At 51.8% G+C, this 18,369-nt stretch carries 15 protein-coding genes and 2 tRNA genes; 15 read left to right on the forward strand and 2 right to left on the reverse strand.

From position 1 onward, the window contains the following. Window positions 1-5: 5 nt before the first annotated feature. Window positions 6-764 carry a radical SAM protein gene (locus VMT62_04820; GenBank protein ID HVN95728.1) on the reverse strand — a complete coding sequence of 253 codons (759 nt, stop codon included), beginning with the start codon at window positions 762-764 and terminating at the stop codon, window positions 6-8. A gap of 144 nt (window positions 765-908) precedes the next feature. Between VMT62_04820 and VMT62_04825 the strand changes: the two genes are divergently transcribed. The 9 genes from VMT62_04825 to VMT62_04865 all read left to right on the forward strand — a co-directional run bounded on the left by VMT62_04825 (window position 909) and on the right by VMT62_04865 (window position 9,136). Then, a complete protein-coding gene (locus VMT62_04825) occupies window positions 909-1,886 on the forward strand; it encodes a CoA-transferase (GenBank protein ID HVN95729.1) in 978 nt (325 codons plus the stop codon). 7 nt (window positions 1,887-1,893) lie between these two features. Then, a complete protein-coding gene (locus tag VMT62_04830) occupies window positions 1,894-2,679 on the forward strand; it encodes a CoA-transferase (protein HVN95730.1) in 786 nt (261 codons plus the stop codon). 110 nt (window positions 2,680-2,789) lie between these two features. After that, window positions 2,790-4,067, forward strand: coding sequence for a trigger factor (gene tig, locus VMT62_04835; GenBank protein ID HVN95731.1), 1,278 nt, complete (start codon window positions 2,790-2,792; stop codon window positions 4,065-4,067). Further along, window positions 4,064-4,648 carry an ATP-dependent Clp endopeptidase proteolytic subunit ClpP gene (clpP, locus tag VMT62_04840; protein HVN95732.1) on the forward strand — a complete coding sequence of 195 codons (585 nt, stop codon included), beginning with the start codon at window positions 4,064-4,066 and terminating at the stop codon, window positions 4,646-4,648. The genes tig and clpP overlap by 4 nt, the downstream gene beginning before the upstream one ends. 2 nt (window positions 4,649-4,650) lie before the next feature. After that, window positions 4,651-5,904: an ATP-dependent Clp protease ATP-binding subunit ClpX gene (clpX, locus tag VMT62_04845; GenBank protein HVN95733.1), complete on the forward strand. Its 1,254-nt coding sequence runs from the start codon at window positions 4,651-4,653 to the stop codon at window positions 5,902-5,904. 57 nt (window positions 5,905-5,961) lie between these two features. Next, window positions 5,962-6,036: transfer RNA gene (locus VMT62_04850), tRNA-Val, on the forward strand. 20 nt (window positions 6,037-6,056) lie between these two features. Further along, window positions 6,057-6,133, forward strand: a tRNA-Asp gene (locus tag VMT62_04855). A gap of 64 nt (window positions 6,134-6,197) precedes the next feature. Next, a complete protein-coding gene (locus VMT62_04860) occupies window positions 6,198-8,213 on the forward strand; it encodes an alpha-amylase/4-alpha-glucanotransferase domain-containing protein (GenBank protein HVN95734.1) in 2,016 nt (671 codons plus the stop codon). A gap of 71 nt (window positions 8,214-8,284) precedes the next feature. Beyond that, window positions 8,285-9,136, forward strand: a complete 852-nt coding sequence (locus tag VMT62_04865) for a glycosyltransferase family 2 protein (GenBank protein ID HVN95735.1) — start codon at window positions 8,285-8,287, stop codon at window positions 9,134-9,136. A 48-nt stretch (window positions 9,137-9,184) separates the two neighbouring features. Here the strand turns inward: VMT62_04865 and VMT62_04870 are convergent, their stop codons facing one another. Continuing rightward, entirely contained in the window at window positions 9,185-9,934 is a 750-nt protein-coding gene (locus VMT62_04870; protein ID HVN95736.1) for an IclR family transcriptional regulator, read from the reverse strand. A gap of 226 nt (window positions 9,935-10,160) precedes the next feature. On the opposite strand from VMT62_04870, the gene VMT62_04875 reads away from it, so the two are divergent. From VMT62_04875 to acsB, 6 genes are all read left to right on the forward strand, one after another. Next, window positions 10,161-12,167 carry an ASKHA domain-containing protein gene (locus tag VMT62_04875; protein ID HVN95737.1) on the forward strand — a complete coding sequence of 669 codons (2,007 nt, stop codon included), beginning with the start codon at window positions 10,161-10,163 and terminating at the stop codon, window positions 12,165-12,167. Further along, the gene (locus tag VMT62_04880) at window positions 12,155-12,928 is read left to right on the forward strand and encodes an AAA family ATPase (GenBank protein HVN95738.1); all 774 of its coding nucleotides are present in this window, start codon (window positions 12,155-12,157) and stop codon (window positions 12,926-12,928) included. Before VMT62_04875 ends, VMT62_04880 begins: the two co-directional genes overlap by 13 nt. 22 nt (window positions 12,929-12,950) lie before the next feature. Then, window positions 12,951-13,172, forward strand: a complete 222-nt coding sequence (locus tag VMT62_04885) for a hypothetical protein (protein HVN95739.1) — start codon at window positions 12,951-12,953, stop codon at window positions 13,170-13,172. Between the two features lie 12 nt (window positions 13,173-13,184). Continuing rightward, complete coding sequence (locus tag VMT62_04890; protein HVN95740.1) at window positions 13,185-14,129, forward strand: acetyl-CoA decarbonylase/synthase complex subunit delta; 945 nt, start codon at window positions 13,185-13,187, stop codon at window positions 14,127-14,129. A 9-nt stretch (window positions 14,130-14,138) separates the two neighbouring features. Then, on the forward strand, window positions 14,139-16,082 hold the full coding sequence (gene cooS, locus VMT62_04895) for an anaerobic carbon-monoxide dehydrogenase catalytic subunit (protein ID HVN95741.1): 1,944 nt from the start codon (window positions 14,139-14,141) through the stop codon (window positions 16,080-16,082). Between the two features lie 65 nt (window positions 16,083-16,147). Continuing rightward, window positions 16,148-18,355 carry an acetyl-CoA decarbonylase/synthase complex subunit alpha/beta gene (gene acsB / locus VMT62_04900; GenBank protein ID HVN95742.1) on the forward strand — a complete coding sequence of 736 codons (2,208 nt, stop codon included), beginning with the start codon at window positions 16,148-16,150 and terminating at the stop codon, window positions 18,353-18,355. Window positions 18,356-18,369: the final 14 nt, after the last annotated feature.

Consider the following 18,369-nt stretch of genomic DNA (forward strand, 5'->3'; position numbering starts at 1 on the left):
AATTATCACTCAAAGAGAACGCTCGTGGGGATGCCCCTTTTCTCAAATCCTGTTTTGAGCGCCATGGCTGTTGAGCGAAAATATTCATCCTCGAGGAACCTCTTCAGTCCGAAGCGGCGGTAGATGGATACGGTCTTGTGAGAGTAATTCAGGCGATCGATGAGCACGGAATCGGCACTGTCCGATATGGCGTCGATGAGCCTTTGTGGATCGAGGCCAAGCATGGGGCCAATGAACACGTATGTTTCTATTCCCGCGTCGTGGATCTTCTTCAAGGCCTCAAGGCGAGATGCAATGGAAGGCGAAGCCGGTTCAAATATCTTTTTAATTCTTTCATCATCGGTCGTGATGGAGAGGCCGACTTCAATATCCTGAAACTCCTTGAAAAGATCGATGTCACGAATGACAAGCGGAGAGCGCGTAAGCAGATGAACGGGGAACTGATGTGCAGAAAGAGCCATGAGACAACCGCGCGTGATACCATACCTTTTTTCCAGCGGCTGGTATGGATCGGTGACGGTCCCCAGGAGCACACTTCCCTTGCTCATCCGCGTAAGCTGCCTTGTCAGCACCTGAGGCGCGTTAATTTTGACATCCACAAACTCACCCCAGGGCTCTGGGTGCCCGGTAAACCGTTTCATGAAACTTGCGTAGCAATACTTGCAGCCATGGGCGCACCCCACATAAGGATTGACGCAGAAATCATAGCCACTGATACCCGTCTTCGTGAGGATTGCCTTAGAAAAAACTTCCCGGACGTTCACAACCTATGCTATCACGAAAAAGAGCGACCCCGCAATAACGCACGGGGTAAGACCATTCATCTGTTGACAAGGCCAATATGAACAATATAACTTTAATCTCGTGACAGGAAAGAAGCATTCTTCCAGGGTCGCAGGATAGCTGACATGGACGAATATGGCGAGATTTCAGATAAGCTCATGAGCCTTGATCAGGCCGTGAGACGTTTTGTGAGGCCGGGAAGCCAGGTCGCGCTCGGCGGGTTTACCATTACGCGTAACCCCATGGCCTTCGTATATGAGATCGCGCGCCAGGGGATTAGAGATCTCCATCTGGTCTGTCATTCCAACGGGCAGGCCCTCGATGTCCTCATAGGAGCCGGATGTGTGAAGAGGCTCGAGATAGCGTATAGCGGGAATGGCCGTTATGCGCCGACCTGCGTGCGCTTTAAAAAGGCTGTGGAGTTAGGAGACGTAGAATTCGAAGACTATTCCAATTTTCAGATGGGCCTGCGCTTTCTCGCGGGTGCGCTGGATTTGCCTTTCATGCCTGTTAAGTCGGGACTCGGTTCTGATCTCATTAACCGGAAGGGATTTTCTCGTAAGGTCCGACGGGAGAGCGGTGTTGCCCCGAAGAAATGCGCGCTTATCCAAAACCCTTTTTCCAAAGACGATGACAGGGTGATTCTCGTGCCGGCGCTCACGCCCGACCTTGTCGTACTCCACGCGCAGTATGTAGGAGATGACGGAACGGTGAGGATCAAGGGGTTGACTTTCGCCGATGTGGAGCAGGCGAAAGCGGCAAGCGCGGTCGTTGTTACCTGCGAACAGATTGTTCCAAAATCGTCTATCCGACTCGACCCGGATCAGAACACCTTACCGCCTTTTCTTGTCGATGCGGTGGTAAAGGCGCCATTTGGCGCCCACCCTACAGGATGCTACGGCTTCTACGATTATGATCCCCTGTATTTGAATCTGTATAAGAACGCGGCCCTGGATGACGATCGCTACAGGAGATATCTTGATGAATGGGTCTATGGTGTGGGCTCACACGAGCAGTACCTGAAGAAAATAGGGGAAAAGAGGCTCGCAGAAATTAAGGCCGACCCTGTGCTTGGTTATACGCCCGGCCTTGAAAGGAAATGATTCCGATATGACCACGCGATACACCGACAACGAAATCATGGCGCTTAATGCCGGCAGGCTGATAAAGGACGGGGACATTGTCTTTGCCGGAACAGGCCTATCCATACTCGCCGCAACCGCTGCAAAGCATGTTTTTGCCCCGAGGGCGGTCATCTTCTTTGAGACGGGCGGGATCGACCCTTCGCTTCAGGAGATGCCCATGGCCGTGGCAGATTTGCGGGTCATGTCCGGAACATCCATAAACGTTGGTCTTATCGATGCCTTCTGTCTGCTGACGCACAGAAGGCTTCACACCATAGCCCTTCTCGGGGCCGCTGAGATTGACAGATATGGCAACCTGAACACAACATCCATCGGCGATTACCATCGCCCTAAGACACGGTTTCCCGGGAGTGGAGGCGCGGCTGATGCAGCGGCTCTTGCATCGGGGTTCATTGCTTTCGTTAAGCATGAGAAAAGACGTTTCGTGGAAAGACTCGATTATTTGACGAGCGTGGGGTGGTATCAGGGTTACGACACACGCAAAAGGCTCGGGCTAAAAAGAGGAGGACCTATTGCGGTGGTGACCAACCTGGGCGTCATGCAATTTGACGCGTCGTCTAAGGCCATGTACCTCGCAGAGTATTATCCGGGCGTAACCATCGAGAGGATCGTTGAGAATACCGGTTTCGAGATGGATGTTTCGAGGGCAAGAGAAGCGCCCATGCCAAGTGATGACGAACTGCGCCTTTTACGCACCGAGGTTGACCCGCAGGGACTCATGTGCATGACCCGCAAACATCACCGAATCTAGCACAATATCCACTGCATACCTCAAAGATATTGATAATTTGAGCAGTTCCGTTTATAATAGGGCAGTTAAAGGGGGCTTTACACGCCCTCTTTCATATTCCGGAGGATTGAATGAAGGTTCAGGTGGAAAACGTTGATGGCGTGCGAAAAAAGGTTGAGGTGCTCATTCCTGACGAGACGATTGACCGCATACGGGAGACGATTTACGAAGAGGTAAGGAAGAACGCGAAAATCAAAGGATTCAGGCAGGGCAAGATTCCGAAACCGATCATAACGCAGTACTACAAAGAATACATCGATGATGAGCTGAAAAAGAGAATGGTGCAGGAGACCATGTACGAGGCGCTCCTTGAGGCGAAGGTAGAACCAATCCTCGAACCGCGGGTAGACTTTCTGGAAAGGGCTGGTGAACATGGCTATACCCTCGAATGCGAAGTGCTTCCTGAAGTAACGCTTCCTGAATACAAGGGGATAGAAGTGGAAGCCGAACCGGCCACGGTGAGCGATGAAGACATCGACAAAAGAATAGAGGGCCTGCAGCATATGCACGCCGAGGTGGTCGCAAAAGAGGGCGAGGCATTAGCGGCCCTCGGTGATTTCGTGGTCGTCAAGTATCAGGGCTACCACAACGGGGAGCCGCTCAAAGAAGTTGCGGCCGAGTCATACCCGTTAGAGCTGGGTAACGCCATGCTCATGCCCGAGTTCGAAAATGGCGTGATAGGCATGAGGGAGAAGGAAGAAAAGGATATCGAAATCGCTTTTCCGGAGGATTATCCGGATAAAAACATCGCCTCCAAAAAGATTGTCTTCAAGGTAACGATGAAAGAAGTCAAACAGAAGAGACTTCCGGAAGTGAACAATGAGTTTGCCAAGGATTTGAGCTTCGAGAATGTCGACGCCTTGCGGCAAGGTGTGAGGGCGGAACTGCTCAAAGAGAAGGAAGCCGCGCGCAAACGCGACATTACACAGAAGATCATTGAGTCGCTGCTTAAGGGTCTTGTGGTGCCTGTGCCTGAGAGAGTCCTTGAGAGAAGGGTTCAGGGCATGATAGAAGAAGCAAAATCACGATACAATGTGGGTAAGCTGTCACCTGATGAAATGGCGTCGATCGAGGCCAGATTGAAAGCGGATTTTGAGAAAAAGGCCGAGGAGAGAATCAAGGTTGAAATCGTGCTTGCCCGGATTGCAGAGAAGGAAGGCATCAAGGCCGATGAGAAAGACCTGGAAGAACGGATAAAAAAGATTGCGGAAGATACCAATAAGACGTACAATGAAGTAAGGGACGTCTATGAACAGTACCACCTCATGGGAAGCCTGAGGGAGACCGTGATTGAGGAGAAAACGGTCGATTTTCTGCGGGACAGCGCCGTTGTAAAGGAGAAAGCATGAGCCTTGTGCCAATCGTAATAGAAAAAGACGGCAGAGGGGAGAGGGCCTACGACATATACTCGCGGCTGCTCAAAGAGAGGATCATCTTTCTCGGGGATGCCATCGATGACAACATAGCCAATATCATCATAGCGCAGCTTCTGTTTCTCGAATCCGAAGACCCTTCCAAGGATATCTACCTTTATATAAATAGTCCCGGAGGCTATATAACGGCCGGTCTCGCGATTTATGATACCATGCAGTATGTGAAGGCGCCTATCGTGACGACCTGTATCGGTCAGGCGGCAAGCATGGGTGCGGTGCTTTTGGCGGGCGGAGAAAAGGGAAAGCGCTATGCCCTGCCTCATTCAAGAATCCTCATCCACCAGCCCCTCGGCGGTGCACAGGGACAGGCGAGCGATATCGACATTCAAGCCAGGGAGATCCTGAGAATGCGGCAAGAAATCAACAAGATACTCGAGAAACACACGGGACAGCCCCTCGAAAAGGTTGCCAAGGACACAGAACGCGATTATTTTATGAGCGCCGAACAGGCCATCGAGTATGGCATCATCGACCAAATACTTGAAAAGAGGTTTTAATAATGATCAAGAAAACGAACGGAAGGACCATTAAATTGAATTGTTCCTTCTGCGGCAAGAGTCAGGATGAAGTGAAGAAGCTCATTGCGGGTCCTATGGTCTATATCTGCGATGAGTGCATCGAGCTGTGCAACGAGATCATCCAGGAAGAAGCGAAGAAGGAACGTTTTGACTATATCAAGACATCGATTCCCAAACCGCACGAGATCAGAAAACTCCTGGACGATTATGTGATAGGTCAGGATCACGCCAAGAAGGTTCTTTCTGTGGCTGTGTATAACCACTATAAACGGATTGAGTCGAGGACGCAGTTTGATGATATCGAGATACAGAAGAGCAACATTCTGCTCATCGGGCCCACCGGTTCGGGAAAGACCCTTCTCGCTCAAACGCTCGCCAAGATACTCCACGTGCCTTTTACCATTGCCGATGCAACGACGCTCACCGAGGCCGGCTATGTGGGCGAAGATGTAGAAAATATTATCCTCTACCTTCTGCAGGCAGCCGATTATAATGTTGAGCGGGCAGAACGGGGTATCGTCTATATCGATGAGATTGACAAGATTTCAAGAAAGACCGACAGCCCCTCGATCACGAGAGATGTATCCGGAGAAGGTGTGCAGCAGGCTCTCTTAAAGATCATAGAGGGAACGGTTGCCAATGTACCGCCCAAGGGAGGAAGAAAGCATCCTCAGCAGGAATACATCAAGGTAGATACGTCCAATATTCTTTTCATCTGCGGCGGGGCCTTCCACAGCATCGAATCGTTGATCGCTGCAAGAATCGGCAAGAAAGGCATCGGTTTTGGGGTGGACGTCGAGGGTGGCAGGGACAAGCGGTATTCGGAACTCATCATGGAGATCCAGCCTGAGGACCTTCTGAAATACGGGCTTATCCCCGAGTTCATCGGTCGGCTTCCTATCACGGCAACGCTCGAAGAGCTAAGCGAGGAGAATCTGGTCGAGATCTTGAGAAGGCCGCGCAACGCCATCGTGAAACAGTACAAGAAACTCTTCGACCTGGAAAACGTGAAGCTGACGTTTACCGAAGGAGCGCTTCGCGGCATCGCAAAGGAAGCCATGAAGAAAAAGACCGGCGCCAGAGGCTTGAGGTCCATCATGGAGAAGGTCATGCTCGATGTGATGTACGAAATCCCAACGCTCTCAAACGTCAAAGAGTGCGTGATCAGCGAAGAAGTGATCCTCAACCATGAAAGGCCCATACTCATTTATGAGGAAGTGGCTGAAATTGCGTAATATAAAGCCATCTCACCGTTGACATCGCAGCGTAAAGCTGCTATATTGACGAGCATTGGGCGGATAGCTCAGCGGGAGAGCATCGGCCTTACAAGCCGAGGGTCGCAGGTTCAAAACCTGTTCCGCCTACCATTTGTGTATGCTGTATATGCGGGGTCGTAGTTAAGCTGGTTATAACGCCGGCCTGTCACGCCGGAGGCCGCGAGTTCAAGTCTCGTCGACCCCGCCATTTTTCAAATTCAAATCGAATGAATTTCATACTATGTATACATAACCACCAGCCAGTCGGAAATATGGATTACATCATTGAGGAGGCATATATGCGTGCATATATGCCTTTTTTTGATGTGCTCAAGTCTTTTCTGGGGATCAAGATTAATCTTCATTTCTCGGGGTATCTTTTTTCGTGGCTACAAAAGCATAAGCCCGACTACATCGAACTCATCAGAGAATTAGCGAGAAAAGGACAGATTGAAATCGTATGCGGGGGCATGTACGAGCCGGTGTTAGCCCTCTTGCCGGAACAAGACGGCATCTCGCAGATCGTGATGCATAAAGACCTTATGAAGCGCGTCTTTAGCGAGGAGCCCATGGGTATGTGGCTTGCAGAGCGGGTATATGAGCCGCAGATACCGAGGATACTCCATAAGGCGGGCATTGCCTACACCTTAGTCGATGACAACCATTTTAAATCCGTGGGGTTTTCCGACGAGGACCTCTACGGTTATTATGTAACCGAATACGAGGGCCATCCCCTTTCCATCTTTCCCGGGCTCGAAACATTACGCTACACCATCCCTTTTAAGCCTCTTAGCACGCTTGACGAGTATCTCAAGGGTGTTGCCGGTGAGGGCGGCGATCTCGTTGTGTTCGGGGACGACGGGGAGAAGTTCGGCCTTTGGCCGGGCACTTATGATTCGGTGTATGGAGAGGGCTGGCTCGAATCATTTTTTGAGTATCTCACCGCAAACAGGTCATGGCTCACGACCACCACATTCGGAGAGTACGCAGTCAAACATCCGCCAAAGGGCCGGGTCTATCTGGAGTGCTCATCATACAAAGAGATGGGAGAATGGAGCCTGCCCGCGAAGCTTGCAAGGGATTATGGCGAGTTGCTCCACAAGACCGACATCCCCTACGGGGATTTTCTCAAAGGCGGTTACTACAAGAATTTTCTCATCAAGTATGATGAAAGCAACGACATGCATAAGAAGATGTTGCGTCTCTCCGACAAGGCTCAAAAACATGATGAAGCGAGAAGGCACATCTTCATGGCCCAGGCAAACGACAGTTACTGGCACGGTGTTTTCGGAGGTCTTTACCTGCCGCACCTGCGGGCGTCCGTATATGGACATCTCATAGAAGCTGAAAAACTGCTTGACCCCGGTAAGCCGTTCGTGAGCGGTTATATCGAGGATGTGAATATGGACGGCCACGATGAGGCGGTTCTGGTAAACGACATAGTCGAAGCCACATTTCTTTTGAAAGAAGGAGGCGTTCTCTACGGCCTCGATTACAAGCCCTGTTCAGCGAATGTAACGGCTACTTTGCGCCGTAGATACGAAGGCTACCACGAAAAGATAAGAGAGGCCGTCTCCCCGAGTGTGGCCGATGGCACAAAGACCATCCATGACCTGATCATTGCCAAAGAGGAGGGACTTGATGAGTACCTTCACTATGACTGGTATGGAAGAGCCTGTCTCATCGATCATGTGATGGGCCAGGATGCTACGCTGGAGGCCTTCTATCAGTCCAGTTACTATGAACCGGGCGACTTTGTGGTCGAGCCTTATCAAGGGACCGTCAAGAAATCGAAAAAGGCCGTGGAATTACTGCTTGAACGGGCGGGTCATTTTCGGAAAGGCGGCGTCTGTCACGAGCTTACCATAAAGAAACAGGTGCTTTTGAGCGAAGGCCAGTCAGAATTGCAGGTGACATACCTGATCGAGGGCAATGTCCGCGAGAGGTTTCTCATGGGAATTGAATTCAATTTCGCTTTTCTCGGAAGCGGCGGGGACAGGTATCTCAAAACAGATGAGGGCCGTTATCCACTGACCGTTCGCGAGATCCTGCCGGCCTCGAAACGGGTCACGTGCCATGACCCCTATCAGAAGATTGACGTCTCTCTCGCATGGGATCTCCCTGAGGCCATATGGACTTTCCCGGTCGAGGTGGTCTCCCTGTCCGAACAAGGTTTTGAACGGAATTATCAGAGCACAATGATCATGCCCGTCTGGACTATAGACCTGCCTCGGGGAAAAAGCGAGATCCATATCAGGCTTGACCTAAATGAGGCCCATGGCGTGTGACGCACCGCGACAGGCCTTAGTCGAGAACCCAAGCGGCATACAAGCGGCATTACGAGAAAGAGAAGACAGTCGTGGGGTTGGCCGCGGGATACAGGCTTGAAATGATTTCGGTTGTCATCACCACCTACAACAGAAAGGCTTTTCTCAGGGATGCGGTCCTCTCCGTACTCAACCAGGACTATTTGGACAAGGAAGTCATTGTCATCGATGACGGATCAACGGATAATTCCTCTGAGGTCCTGGAGGGATTGCCCGTTCGATACCTGTTAAAGGAAAATCGCGGTATAAGCAGCGCCAGGAACAAGGGTATTGAGTTAGCGAGAGGGGAATATATAGCCTTTCTCGATGTTGATGACCTCTGGAAGAAGGCCAAGCTCTCAATTCAGATGACTGAAATGTGTAAGAAGGATTACCTCGTCTCCTACACTGATGAAATCTGGATGAGAAACAAGAGACATCTCAATCAAAAAGCCAGGCACAAGAAATACTCCGGTCTTATCTTTGAGAGATGCCTTCCGCTGTGCATCATAAGTCCCTCCTCGGTGCTCATGAAACGGGATGTCTTTGACTGCGTGGGCAAATTTGATGAATCCATGCCCGTGTGCGAGGACTACGATATGTGGCTCAGGGTTAGTGCCCACTATCCCGTCCTTTTCGTGGACAAGCCGCTTATTGTAAAGCAGGGCGGTCACGAAGACCAGTTGTCCAAGCGATATCCTGCTATGGACAGATTCCGGATCGATAGCATAGTGAGGATACTGGATAGCAATGTGCTCAATGAGCAGATGCGAAACGCAGCCATATCGGAGCTCACAAAGAAATGCACGATCTATGCGAAGGGCGCCCTCAAAAGGGGTAAGATAGCTGAAGCAGATTCCTACCTCAGTCTTGTCGCCCCTTACGGCATTCGTATGGTGCCATGAGAGTTGTGCGAATCATGAAGAACGTCTCTTATTGAAATTCCCCGAGAACTACTGAGACAGACGGTCCGAAATATCGCGGGCGGTATTCACAATATGCTTGGCCACGACCCCGATCTTGTCATCGGTCATGGAACCGGTGAAGCCGAGGATAGAAACGGATGCCACGGGATAACCGTTTGAATAGATGAGCGACGCGATGGCCCTGACCCCCATGTGATACTCTTCGAGATCAAGACTGTAGCCTGTCTCACGCACTTTGACGATCTCTGTGAGAAACCTGTTGATATCCGTGACGCTGTTTTCAGTGTACTTTGGAAGCCCCCGTTCTTTGAGAAAACTTCGTATTTCATCGTCCCCGAGAGTTGAAAGGAAGGCCTTGCAAAAAACCGATGCCGTGATAGGAAAACGGGTGCCGATAGGAGAAGAGATTTTCAGCTTTTTTCGTGTTTCTATGGTATCGAGCACCTTGATTGCGTTATCCTCTCTGGCGCAGAGAAAGGCTGTTTCGTCCACAAGTTCCACGAGCTTTTCGAGAAAAGGCCGTGCGATGGTTGTAAGCACATCCCCCTGAAGCACCGTCTTTGAAAGCTTGAACAGTTCCTGGCCCACGGCATATCGCTTGGAGGTCTTACTCTTGGTAATAAACCCCGTGTCTTGAAGCGCCTTGAGAATACCGAAAACGGTGCTTTTGCTGAGCCTCAATGCCCTGGCTATTTCGGTGACGCCAAGAGATTTGTTGCTCTCAACGATGAGTTTCAAGACATCAAGGGCTTTTTTTATGACCGGTGCGTCGTACATAATTCAGTATGGCGAACGTTATACAACAATAATCGGTCTTTGTCAACGGTAATTCGATTGAAAACATTTAAAAACGATGACGCTTTCAAGAAAAGGAAATTTGATTTATAATAGTGAACGGAAAGTGCGCACATCGGGATGGTGTCTGTCCCTGCGTTAAGCGTGCGAGGCTTGGTGGTTTTCAAATTATCGTTTGTTAAAGAGAGAGATAATTTGTTAAAATGACATGTTTAAGGATATGCCGAGAGAATATAGAATAAGATTTCTGCCCATAGATCGGTTGTTTCCGGCACGGGAAAATCAAAGCATTCTGGAATTGGCCATGGATGCGGGGGTCCACATTAACGCCTCGTGCGGTGGAAACGGTGTATGCGGCAAGTGCAAGGTTCGCCTTACCGAGGGAAACATCACGTCTCTTCCATCGGCCGCTATAGGTGAGGATGAGTACAGCGAAGGTTTCAGACTTGCGTGCCAGTCCCTGGTTAAGGGTGACGTAACCGTCGAGATCCCCCTCGAATCGCAAATCGACAAAGCGATCCTCACGCGAACCGAAAAAGATACGCACATCTTTTCCAATTCAGAGGGGCGGATTTTTCAAGCGCCCACCATACCTCTCGTGTCCAACGTTTATGTGGAGCTTTCGGAACCTACCCTCAATGACAATAGGGCCGATCTTGACAGACTTACGCGAGGGATATCTGATTGTGTGGGCCTGGCCCCGGTTACTGCTACTCTTGAAGTCATCAGAGGGCTTGGCAAGATTTTGCGGGACGGTGGGTGGAAGGTTACAGCAACCGTTGCCGGGCACAGCGAAGGGTATGAGATCGTCGGGGTGGATTCTGGCAACAAATTAGACGGCCAGTACGCAGTAGCCATAGACATAGGTACCACAACGGTCTGGGCTAGATTGCTCGACATAGGATGTGGGTGGCCGGGGGTAAAAAATCTTAAGCCGGAACGCGGGTGGGAAGGCAAACAACCTGCTTCAGGGCAGGTCATAGCCGAGGCAGCCGATTACAACGGCCAGATAAGCTATGGCGAGGATGTGATCTCCCGCATCGTCTACGCGCGAAAAAAAGGTGGACTCAAAAAGCTCCAATCCACGGTTATGAAAACGATCAATGAGCTTATCGATGGATTGCTCGCACGAAGCGGAGTGGACAGGGAGCAGATATTGCTTGTCAGCTTTGCGGGCAACACCACCATGATACACCTTTTACTGGATATCGACCCCACACATATCATGCTAGCGCCCTACACCCCCCAGGCAACGCACTTTGGAAGACTGAAGGCGCGAGAACTTGGCGTCAATGTGGGCGAGCGAACCTCGGCCTATGTGCTTCCCTGTGTGTCATCGTACGTGGGCGGAGATATTGTCTCAGGGGTGCTTGCCTCAGGCATGACAGAGGACGAAAGTATACGCCTCTTTATGGATATCGGCACCAACGGAGAGATCGTACTCGGCAACAAGGACTGGCTTCTTTCGGCGTCCTGTTCTGCCGGTCCGGCTTTCGAAGGCGGCGGCATTCAATTCGGCACGCGCGCGTCACGGGGCGCCATAGAGCGAGTGAGGATAAATCCGGCGAGTTTCGAACCTATGATTTTCACAGTTGAGAGAGCGAGACCAACTGGTATTTGCGGTTCAGGCCTCATAGACCTTGTTGCCGGTCTTCTCGAAGCCGGTCTTATCGATGAACGAGGTAAGTTCGCTCGAGACGCTGCCACGAGCCGGCTCAGAGAAAAGACCACGGGTTGGGAGTACGTGGTCTGCTACGCCTCGGAAACTCAGATAGACCAGGATATTGTAATCACGGAAGTGGACCTCGACAATCTTATCAGGACCAAGGCCGCTATGTTTGCAGGAACCAAAGTGTTACTCGATCGGGCGGGCCTTGATTTTCGCGAGATTGACACGATTATTATTGCCGGAGGCTTTGGCCACTACATCGATACGGAAAAGGCCAAGACAATAGGACTTTTACCTGAACTGCCTAACGAGCGGTTCCGTTTTATCGGCAATGGCTCGCTCGCGGGGGCGCATCTCGTTGCGGTGAATCGGGACTGCTGGAAAAGAGCGGAAGAGATTTCCAGAATGATAACCAACGTCGAACTTTCGAGTAACAACAGGTTCATGGATGAATTTGTGGCCGCCATGTTTTTGCCCCATACGGACCGGCGACTTTTTCCAGAGGTAACGGCACGGCGTGAGAGGTACAAGAAATGCCGAAAGTAATCGCCGTGGCCGGCAAGGGAGGGGTAGGTAAGACCACGATTGGCGGGATGCTCGTCCGATACCTCCTTGAGTTGATACATAATGGTCCCGTGCTCGCAGTCGACGCGGATCCGAACTCGAACCTCAATGAGGTTCTGGGGGTAAACGTGAACGCCACGATCGGCCAGGTGCGGGAACTCATGAAAATGGATGTGCCGGCGGGTATGACTAAGGATGTTTGGGTTGAATACGAAATTCAGAAGGCGGTTATAGAAGCGAAGGGTTTCGATCTTTTGGTTATGGGACGGCCTGAAGGGGCCGGTTGTTATTGCGCAGCCAACAGTCTTGCCAAGCAATCGATCGATGCGCTCAAGAAGAATTACGCCTACGTGATTGTGGATAACGAAGCAGGCATGGAACATATGAGCAGACTTGTCACACAGGACGTGGATATCCTCTATATAATCTCTGACGCCACGCCAAGAGGGCTCCTCACGGCGTCAAGAATTTTCGGCTTGATCGGGGAATTGAAATTGAATATACTGACAACTCATATTCTCATTAACGGTCTTAAGGAAAATGACGACGGACAATTGCTTCGAGGCATAGCCGCACAAAAGGGCATGAACGTTGCCGGTGTAGTGAGAGACGACCGGGAAGTCAGAACCAAGGACGCGGAGGGAAAATCCGTATTTGAGCTCACGGGCTCTAACCTCGCTCTTGCCGATGTATACGCCATATTTGAGAAGACCATACGAGATCCGCTGAACCACAATAGATAGCCTGGTTTTGCTGGAGGAGACTATGACCGATGAATATATGAGCTACGACGAAAAAAAGGATTTCAGCGGAAAGAAAGTAAAAGTCCTGGGGTCCACATATGAGGCAGGTAAGCCCAACGAACGGGGCGACTGGAGGGCCAAGCTTGAAACCAGAGAGGATAAGCTGGGATATCTCAAATCGGCCTTGAGATACTGGTATAGCAAGGATTGGTTCGGCAGCGAAAGAAGAAAACAAGACGCGTGAGGGAGGGCTTGAATGGCGTTCGAGATTCCAAAGATAAAATATACGGGCTCAATCAAAGAGGTATCGATTGGAGATGGCCCGCATGCGTTAAGGATCGGCGGAGAGTCCTGTTATCCTTTCTATCTTTTCGAAGGAGAGATGCCAAACCCTCCGAAGGTCGCCCTCGAGGTCTGGGATTGTAAGCCCGATGACTGGCAGCATTGGACAATCGAGCCCTACCGCGATGTGATCCATGATCCTCTCTTGTGGGCCAAGAAGTGCGCCGACGCCTATCAAGCGGATATGATCGCCTTGCAGTTAAAAAGCGCAGATCCAAACGGCATGAACCGTGACGCGGAAGAGGTGGCTTCCCGGGTGAAAAGCATCGCCGACGCTCTCGCCATCCCGCTTATCGTCTGGGGCACGTCAAACGACGAAAAGGACGCGGTGCTTTTCAGGCGGATTGCAGAGGTATGTGAGGGAAGAAATGTTGCGCTGGGACCGGTGACGGAAAAGAACTACAAACAGGTGGGGGCCATGTCTATTGCGTACGGCCAGACTGTAGCGGCTTCTTCTCCGCTCGATGTCAACCTTGCCAAACAACTGAACATACTCCTTGGGAATCTGGGCGTACCCGATGAGAAGATCATTATGGACCCGACCACGGGTGCCCTCGGGTACGGGCTTGAATACACGTATTCGGTCATGGAACGTGACAGAATGGCGGGGCTCACCCAGGAAGACGCCAAGCTGCAGAACCCCATTATCTGTAACGTAGCGGATGAGGTCTGGAAAACGCGTGAAGTGAGACTTACCAAAGAGGAAGATCCGAAACTGGGCGACGAGACCAAACGTTCCATATTGATAGAGTCTGTGACGGCTATGAGTCTCATTATGGCTGGCGCCGATATCGTGATCGTGCGACATCCGGAAAGTATGAAGATCATCAAGGATATGATTCGGGAGTTGATGGTCTGAGGAGGTACTATGCCGGAAGCGAAAGAAAAGAGTATTGATCGTGCGACACTTGAGCTTATCGACAAGGCGCAAAAGCAAGACATCGAGACGGTATTTGCCCGCGGGGATGAAATCAAGCCGTGTCCCATAGGGGTTGAAGAGAGTTGCTGCAAGGTTTGCGCAATGGGGCCGTGCAGGCTTCCCCGCTTAAGGAAGGATGAGGGAAAGAAGAGGACAGGGGTCTGCGGCGCCACCATTGAAACGATCGTGGCGAGGAATTTTGCGCGTAAGATAGCTGCAGGTGCGGCATCGCACTCGGATCATGCACGGGAAGTGGCAGAGACGTTCTTGAAGGCCGCCCGCGGTGAGGCGCAGGGTTTTTCGATCAAAGATGAAATGAAACTCCTCGAGGTTGCCCTCGATTTTGGCATTGAGATAGAGGGGAGAGAAATAAGAGACGTTGCTATCGAGGTGGGAGAAAAGGCGCTTCAAGAATTCGGTAAACAGCGTGGTGAGCTCGTTTACATCAAAAAAGCCCCGCTCAAACGCCAGGAGATCTGGAAGAGGCTCGGCGTAACGCCTCGCGGCATAGACCGTGAGGTCGTTGAAACCATGCACAGAACGCATATGGGGGTGGATCAGGATTACAAGCATCTTTTGAGACAGGCCACCCGTACCGCCCTCGCGGACGGCTGGGGCGGTTCCATGATCTCCACAGACCTCCAAGACATCATGTTCGGCACGCCGGTGCCTGTGCTCGGAGCGATCAACCTGGGCGTTCTGAAGGAAGAAGAGATCAACGTGGTCGTCCATGGGCACGAGCCCCTCTTGCCGGAGATGCTCGTCGTGGCAACTAAAGACCAGGAAATAAAGAAACTCGTAGAGAACTCGGGGGCCAAGGGCATCAATCTCGCCGGTATGTGCTGTTCGGCGAACGAGGTGCTCATGCGCCACGGTATTCCGGTAGCGGGCAACTTTCTCCAGCAGGAACTCGCGCTCGTTACTGGTGCCGTGGAGGTTATGACGGTCGATGTGCAGTGCGAGATGCAGGGCTTGAGAAATGTGGCGGAATGTTTTCATACCAAGCTCATCACCACGTCAGACAGGGCAATGATAGAGGGCGCCACGCATATCGAATTTCACCCGGAGACAGGTCTCGACACGGCAAAGCAAATACTCAAGATGGCTATCGAGAACTATAAGAACCGCAAGGCCGTATATATACCCGACGTGAGCCAGGATATGGTGGCAGGCTTCAGCCAGGAGACCATCGGTTATCTTCTTGGCGGACTGTTCAGGGCCAGCTACCGGCCGTTAAACGATAACATCACGAATGGAAGAATACGGGGTGTGGCCGGGGTCGTGGGCTGCAACAACGTACGGTCTGTTCACGATGAGGGTCACATTACCATGATCAAAGAGCTCATAAAGAACGACGTGCTCGTGCTGACCACAGGATGCGCGGCTATGGCCTGCGGCAAAGCAGGGCTGCTCAAGCCGGAGGCTGCCGGAGAATTTGCCGGACCCGGGCTTGCCGAGGTCTGCGAGACCGTGGGTATTCCACCGGTGCTTCACATGGGCGCGTGTGTGGACAACTCGCGGATCCTCATTGCCGCCACCGCGGTGGTCAAAGAAGGCGGCCTGGGTGATGATTTGAGCGATATTCCCGCGGCGGGAGCTGCGCCTGAGTGGATGAGTGAGAAGGCCCTCGCGATCGGCCAGTATTTCGTGGCGTCAGGGATCTTCACCGTTTTTGGAACCACCTGGCCCACAGTCGGGAGCGAAAAGGTAACCGAACATCTCTTCAAGGAACATGAGGAGATGTACAAGGGCATGTGGGCTTTTGAGCCTGACCCGGTCAAGGCGGCGCATCTTATGATAGCCCATATCGATAAGAAGAGAGATGCGCTGGGTCTTAATAAGTCACGTGAACGGGTACTCTTTGATATGGGCATGAGGAGGGCGCTCGACTGAACTATGAAGCGTGCAGGATTTAAAGAGCAGGACTGCGGGCGCAACATGTCAAAAGGAGTCTATTAGTGTCCAAGATTATTGGGTCCGCTGCGATCAGAGGCGCTCACAAGATACTGAGGCTGGCGGAGGACAAGTACGAGGAGGCGCTTGAAAAATTCGGCCCCGGTCAAGAGGTCGGTTTTCCGAATACGGCCTACTATCTTCCGATTATCTACGCAATAACCGGTATCGGTGTTTCGAAGATAAACGAGATGAGGCGAGTACTCGATATCTGCAAAAGGCTCATCCCTCCGCCCGTCCGCGAGAATGTGCCTCTGCCCTATCTTGCTCCTGCCCTGGACGCCGGTATGGCCACCTTTTTTGCCGAAGAGATCATCGAGGCGATTCGCTACCTGGAGGAGCCTAACCGCTATGCCATAAACAGCGAAGACCCTACCGACAAAACCGTGTGGCTTGGCGCAGCAAACGATGTGATCTTTAGGAAGAGAGGCGTCGAGTTTGTGGACGGAACCGCCCCGGGGTTTGCAGCCATCGTGGGCGCTGCCCCGGATTCGGCCACGGCTGCAAGAATCGCACTTGAACTGCAGGAGAAAAATCTCTACGTCTTTATGTGTGGAGAGAACGGCGGGAAACGTTTCGCCGAGCAATTGAGGGAGGCCGATATACAGGTGGGCTGGCCCACGCGACTCGCGTCGCTCGGGCCCGATATCTATGAGGCGGTTTTTGCCATCGGGTTTGCGTGCAGGGTCGCCATGGCCTTTGGCGGAATTAAGCCGGGAGATTTTCGTAAAAACCTTATCTACAACAAAGACAGGACCTATGCCTTTGTGCTCGCGCTGGGTCACGTGACCGACGAATGGTACGCAAACGCTGCGGGGGCCATCAACTGGGGTTTTCCGACGATTGCCGATACGCCGATACCTCAGGTGTTGCCCACAGGGATCTGTACATACGAACATGTTGTGTCCAATGTGCCCCATGATCAAATCGTTGAGAAAGCCGTGGAGGTGAGAGGACTCAAGGTACAGGTCTTAAAAGTCCCTATCCCTGTTTCTTACGGACCTGCATTCGAAGGCGAGCGTGTCCGGGGAGAAGACATCTACCTTGAGATGGGTGGCGGAAAAACCACGGCCGTGGAGCTGACCACAATGAGGAGAATGGAAGAGGTGGAGGACGGGAAGATCGAGCTTACAGGCCAGGATGTGGGAGACGTTACGCCAGGCACCAGACTCCATTTTGCGCTCGTGGCGGAAGTTGCGGGGAGGACCTTTCAAGAAGATTTCGAGCCGATTTTGGAGCGTCAGAACCATCATCTCATCAATCAGGCGCAGGGTGTTATGCATATCGGGCAGAGAGACATCGCCTGGATCAGGGTTTCCAAACAAGCAGTTGAAAAGGGGTTTACCCTCAAAGACATAGGGAAAATCATCCATGCGAAATATCATCAGGATTTCGGCGCCATCTTCGATAAAGTTCAGATTAAGATCTGTACGGAAGAAGCAAAGGTTGAAGAGATCCTCGAGCGTGCGCGCAGCGTCTATGCACAGAGGGATGCGCGCGTCGAGAACATGACGGATGAAAGCGTTGATACGTTTTACTCGTGTACCTTGTGTCAGTCCTTCGCCCCCAACCACGTCTGCATGGTGAGCCCTGAAAGGACCGGCCTGTGCGGCGCTTACAACTGGCTCGATTGCCGGGCTTCTAACGAGATAAACCCTGAGGGTCCCAATCAACCGGTGAAAAAAGGCGAATGCACGGACGAGAAATATGGAAAGTTTCAGGGCTGTGATGAATTCGTAAAAAAGGCGTCCCGTCAGAGTGTGCAGAGCGTGAGCTTCTATAGCCTCATGGTCGATCCCATGACTACCTGCGGGTGCTGCGAATGTCTCGCTGCCATCCTGCCCATGTGTAATGGCGTTATGACCGTCGATAGGGACTTTACCGATATGACGCCGTGCGGCATGAAGTTTACGAGCCTGGCCGGTTCCGTTGGCGGAGGAGCACAAACACCCGGCTTTCTCGGCCACAGCAAATTCAACATCACGCAGAGAAAGTTTCTTAAGGGCGATGGCGGGTTGCTTCGGCTTGTATGGATGCCGAAAAGACTCAAGGAGGAAATCTATCACCGGCTCAAGACAAGAGGAGAAGAACTCGGCTACCCCGATCTGCCTGAGATGATCGCTGACGAATCGGTGGCCAAGACAGAGGAGGAAGTGCTCGACTATATCACAAGCAAGGGACACCCTTCACTGAACATGGAAGCGTTGATGTGAGAAAGTTGTTCTTG

This window comes from Syntrophorhabdaceae bacterium (assembly GCA_035541755.1).
Taxonomy (GTDB): Bacteria; Desulfobacterota; Syntrophorhabdia; order Syntrophorhabdales; family Syntrophorhabdaceae; genus PNOF01.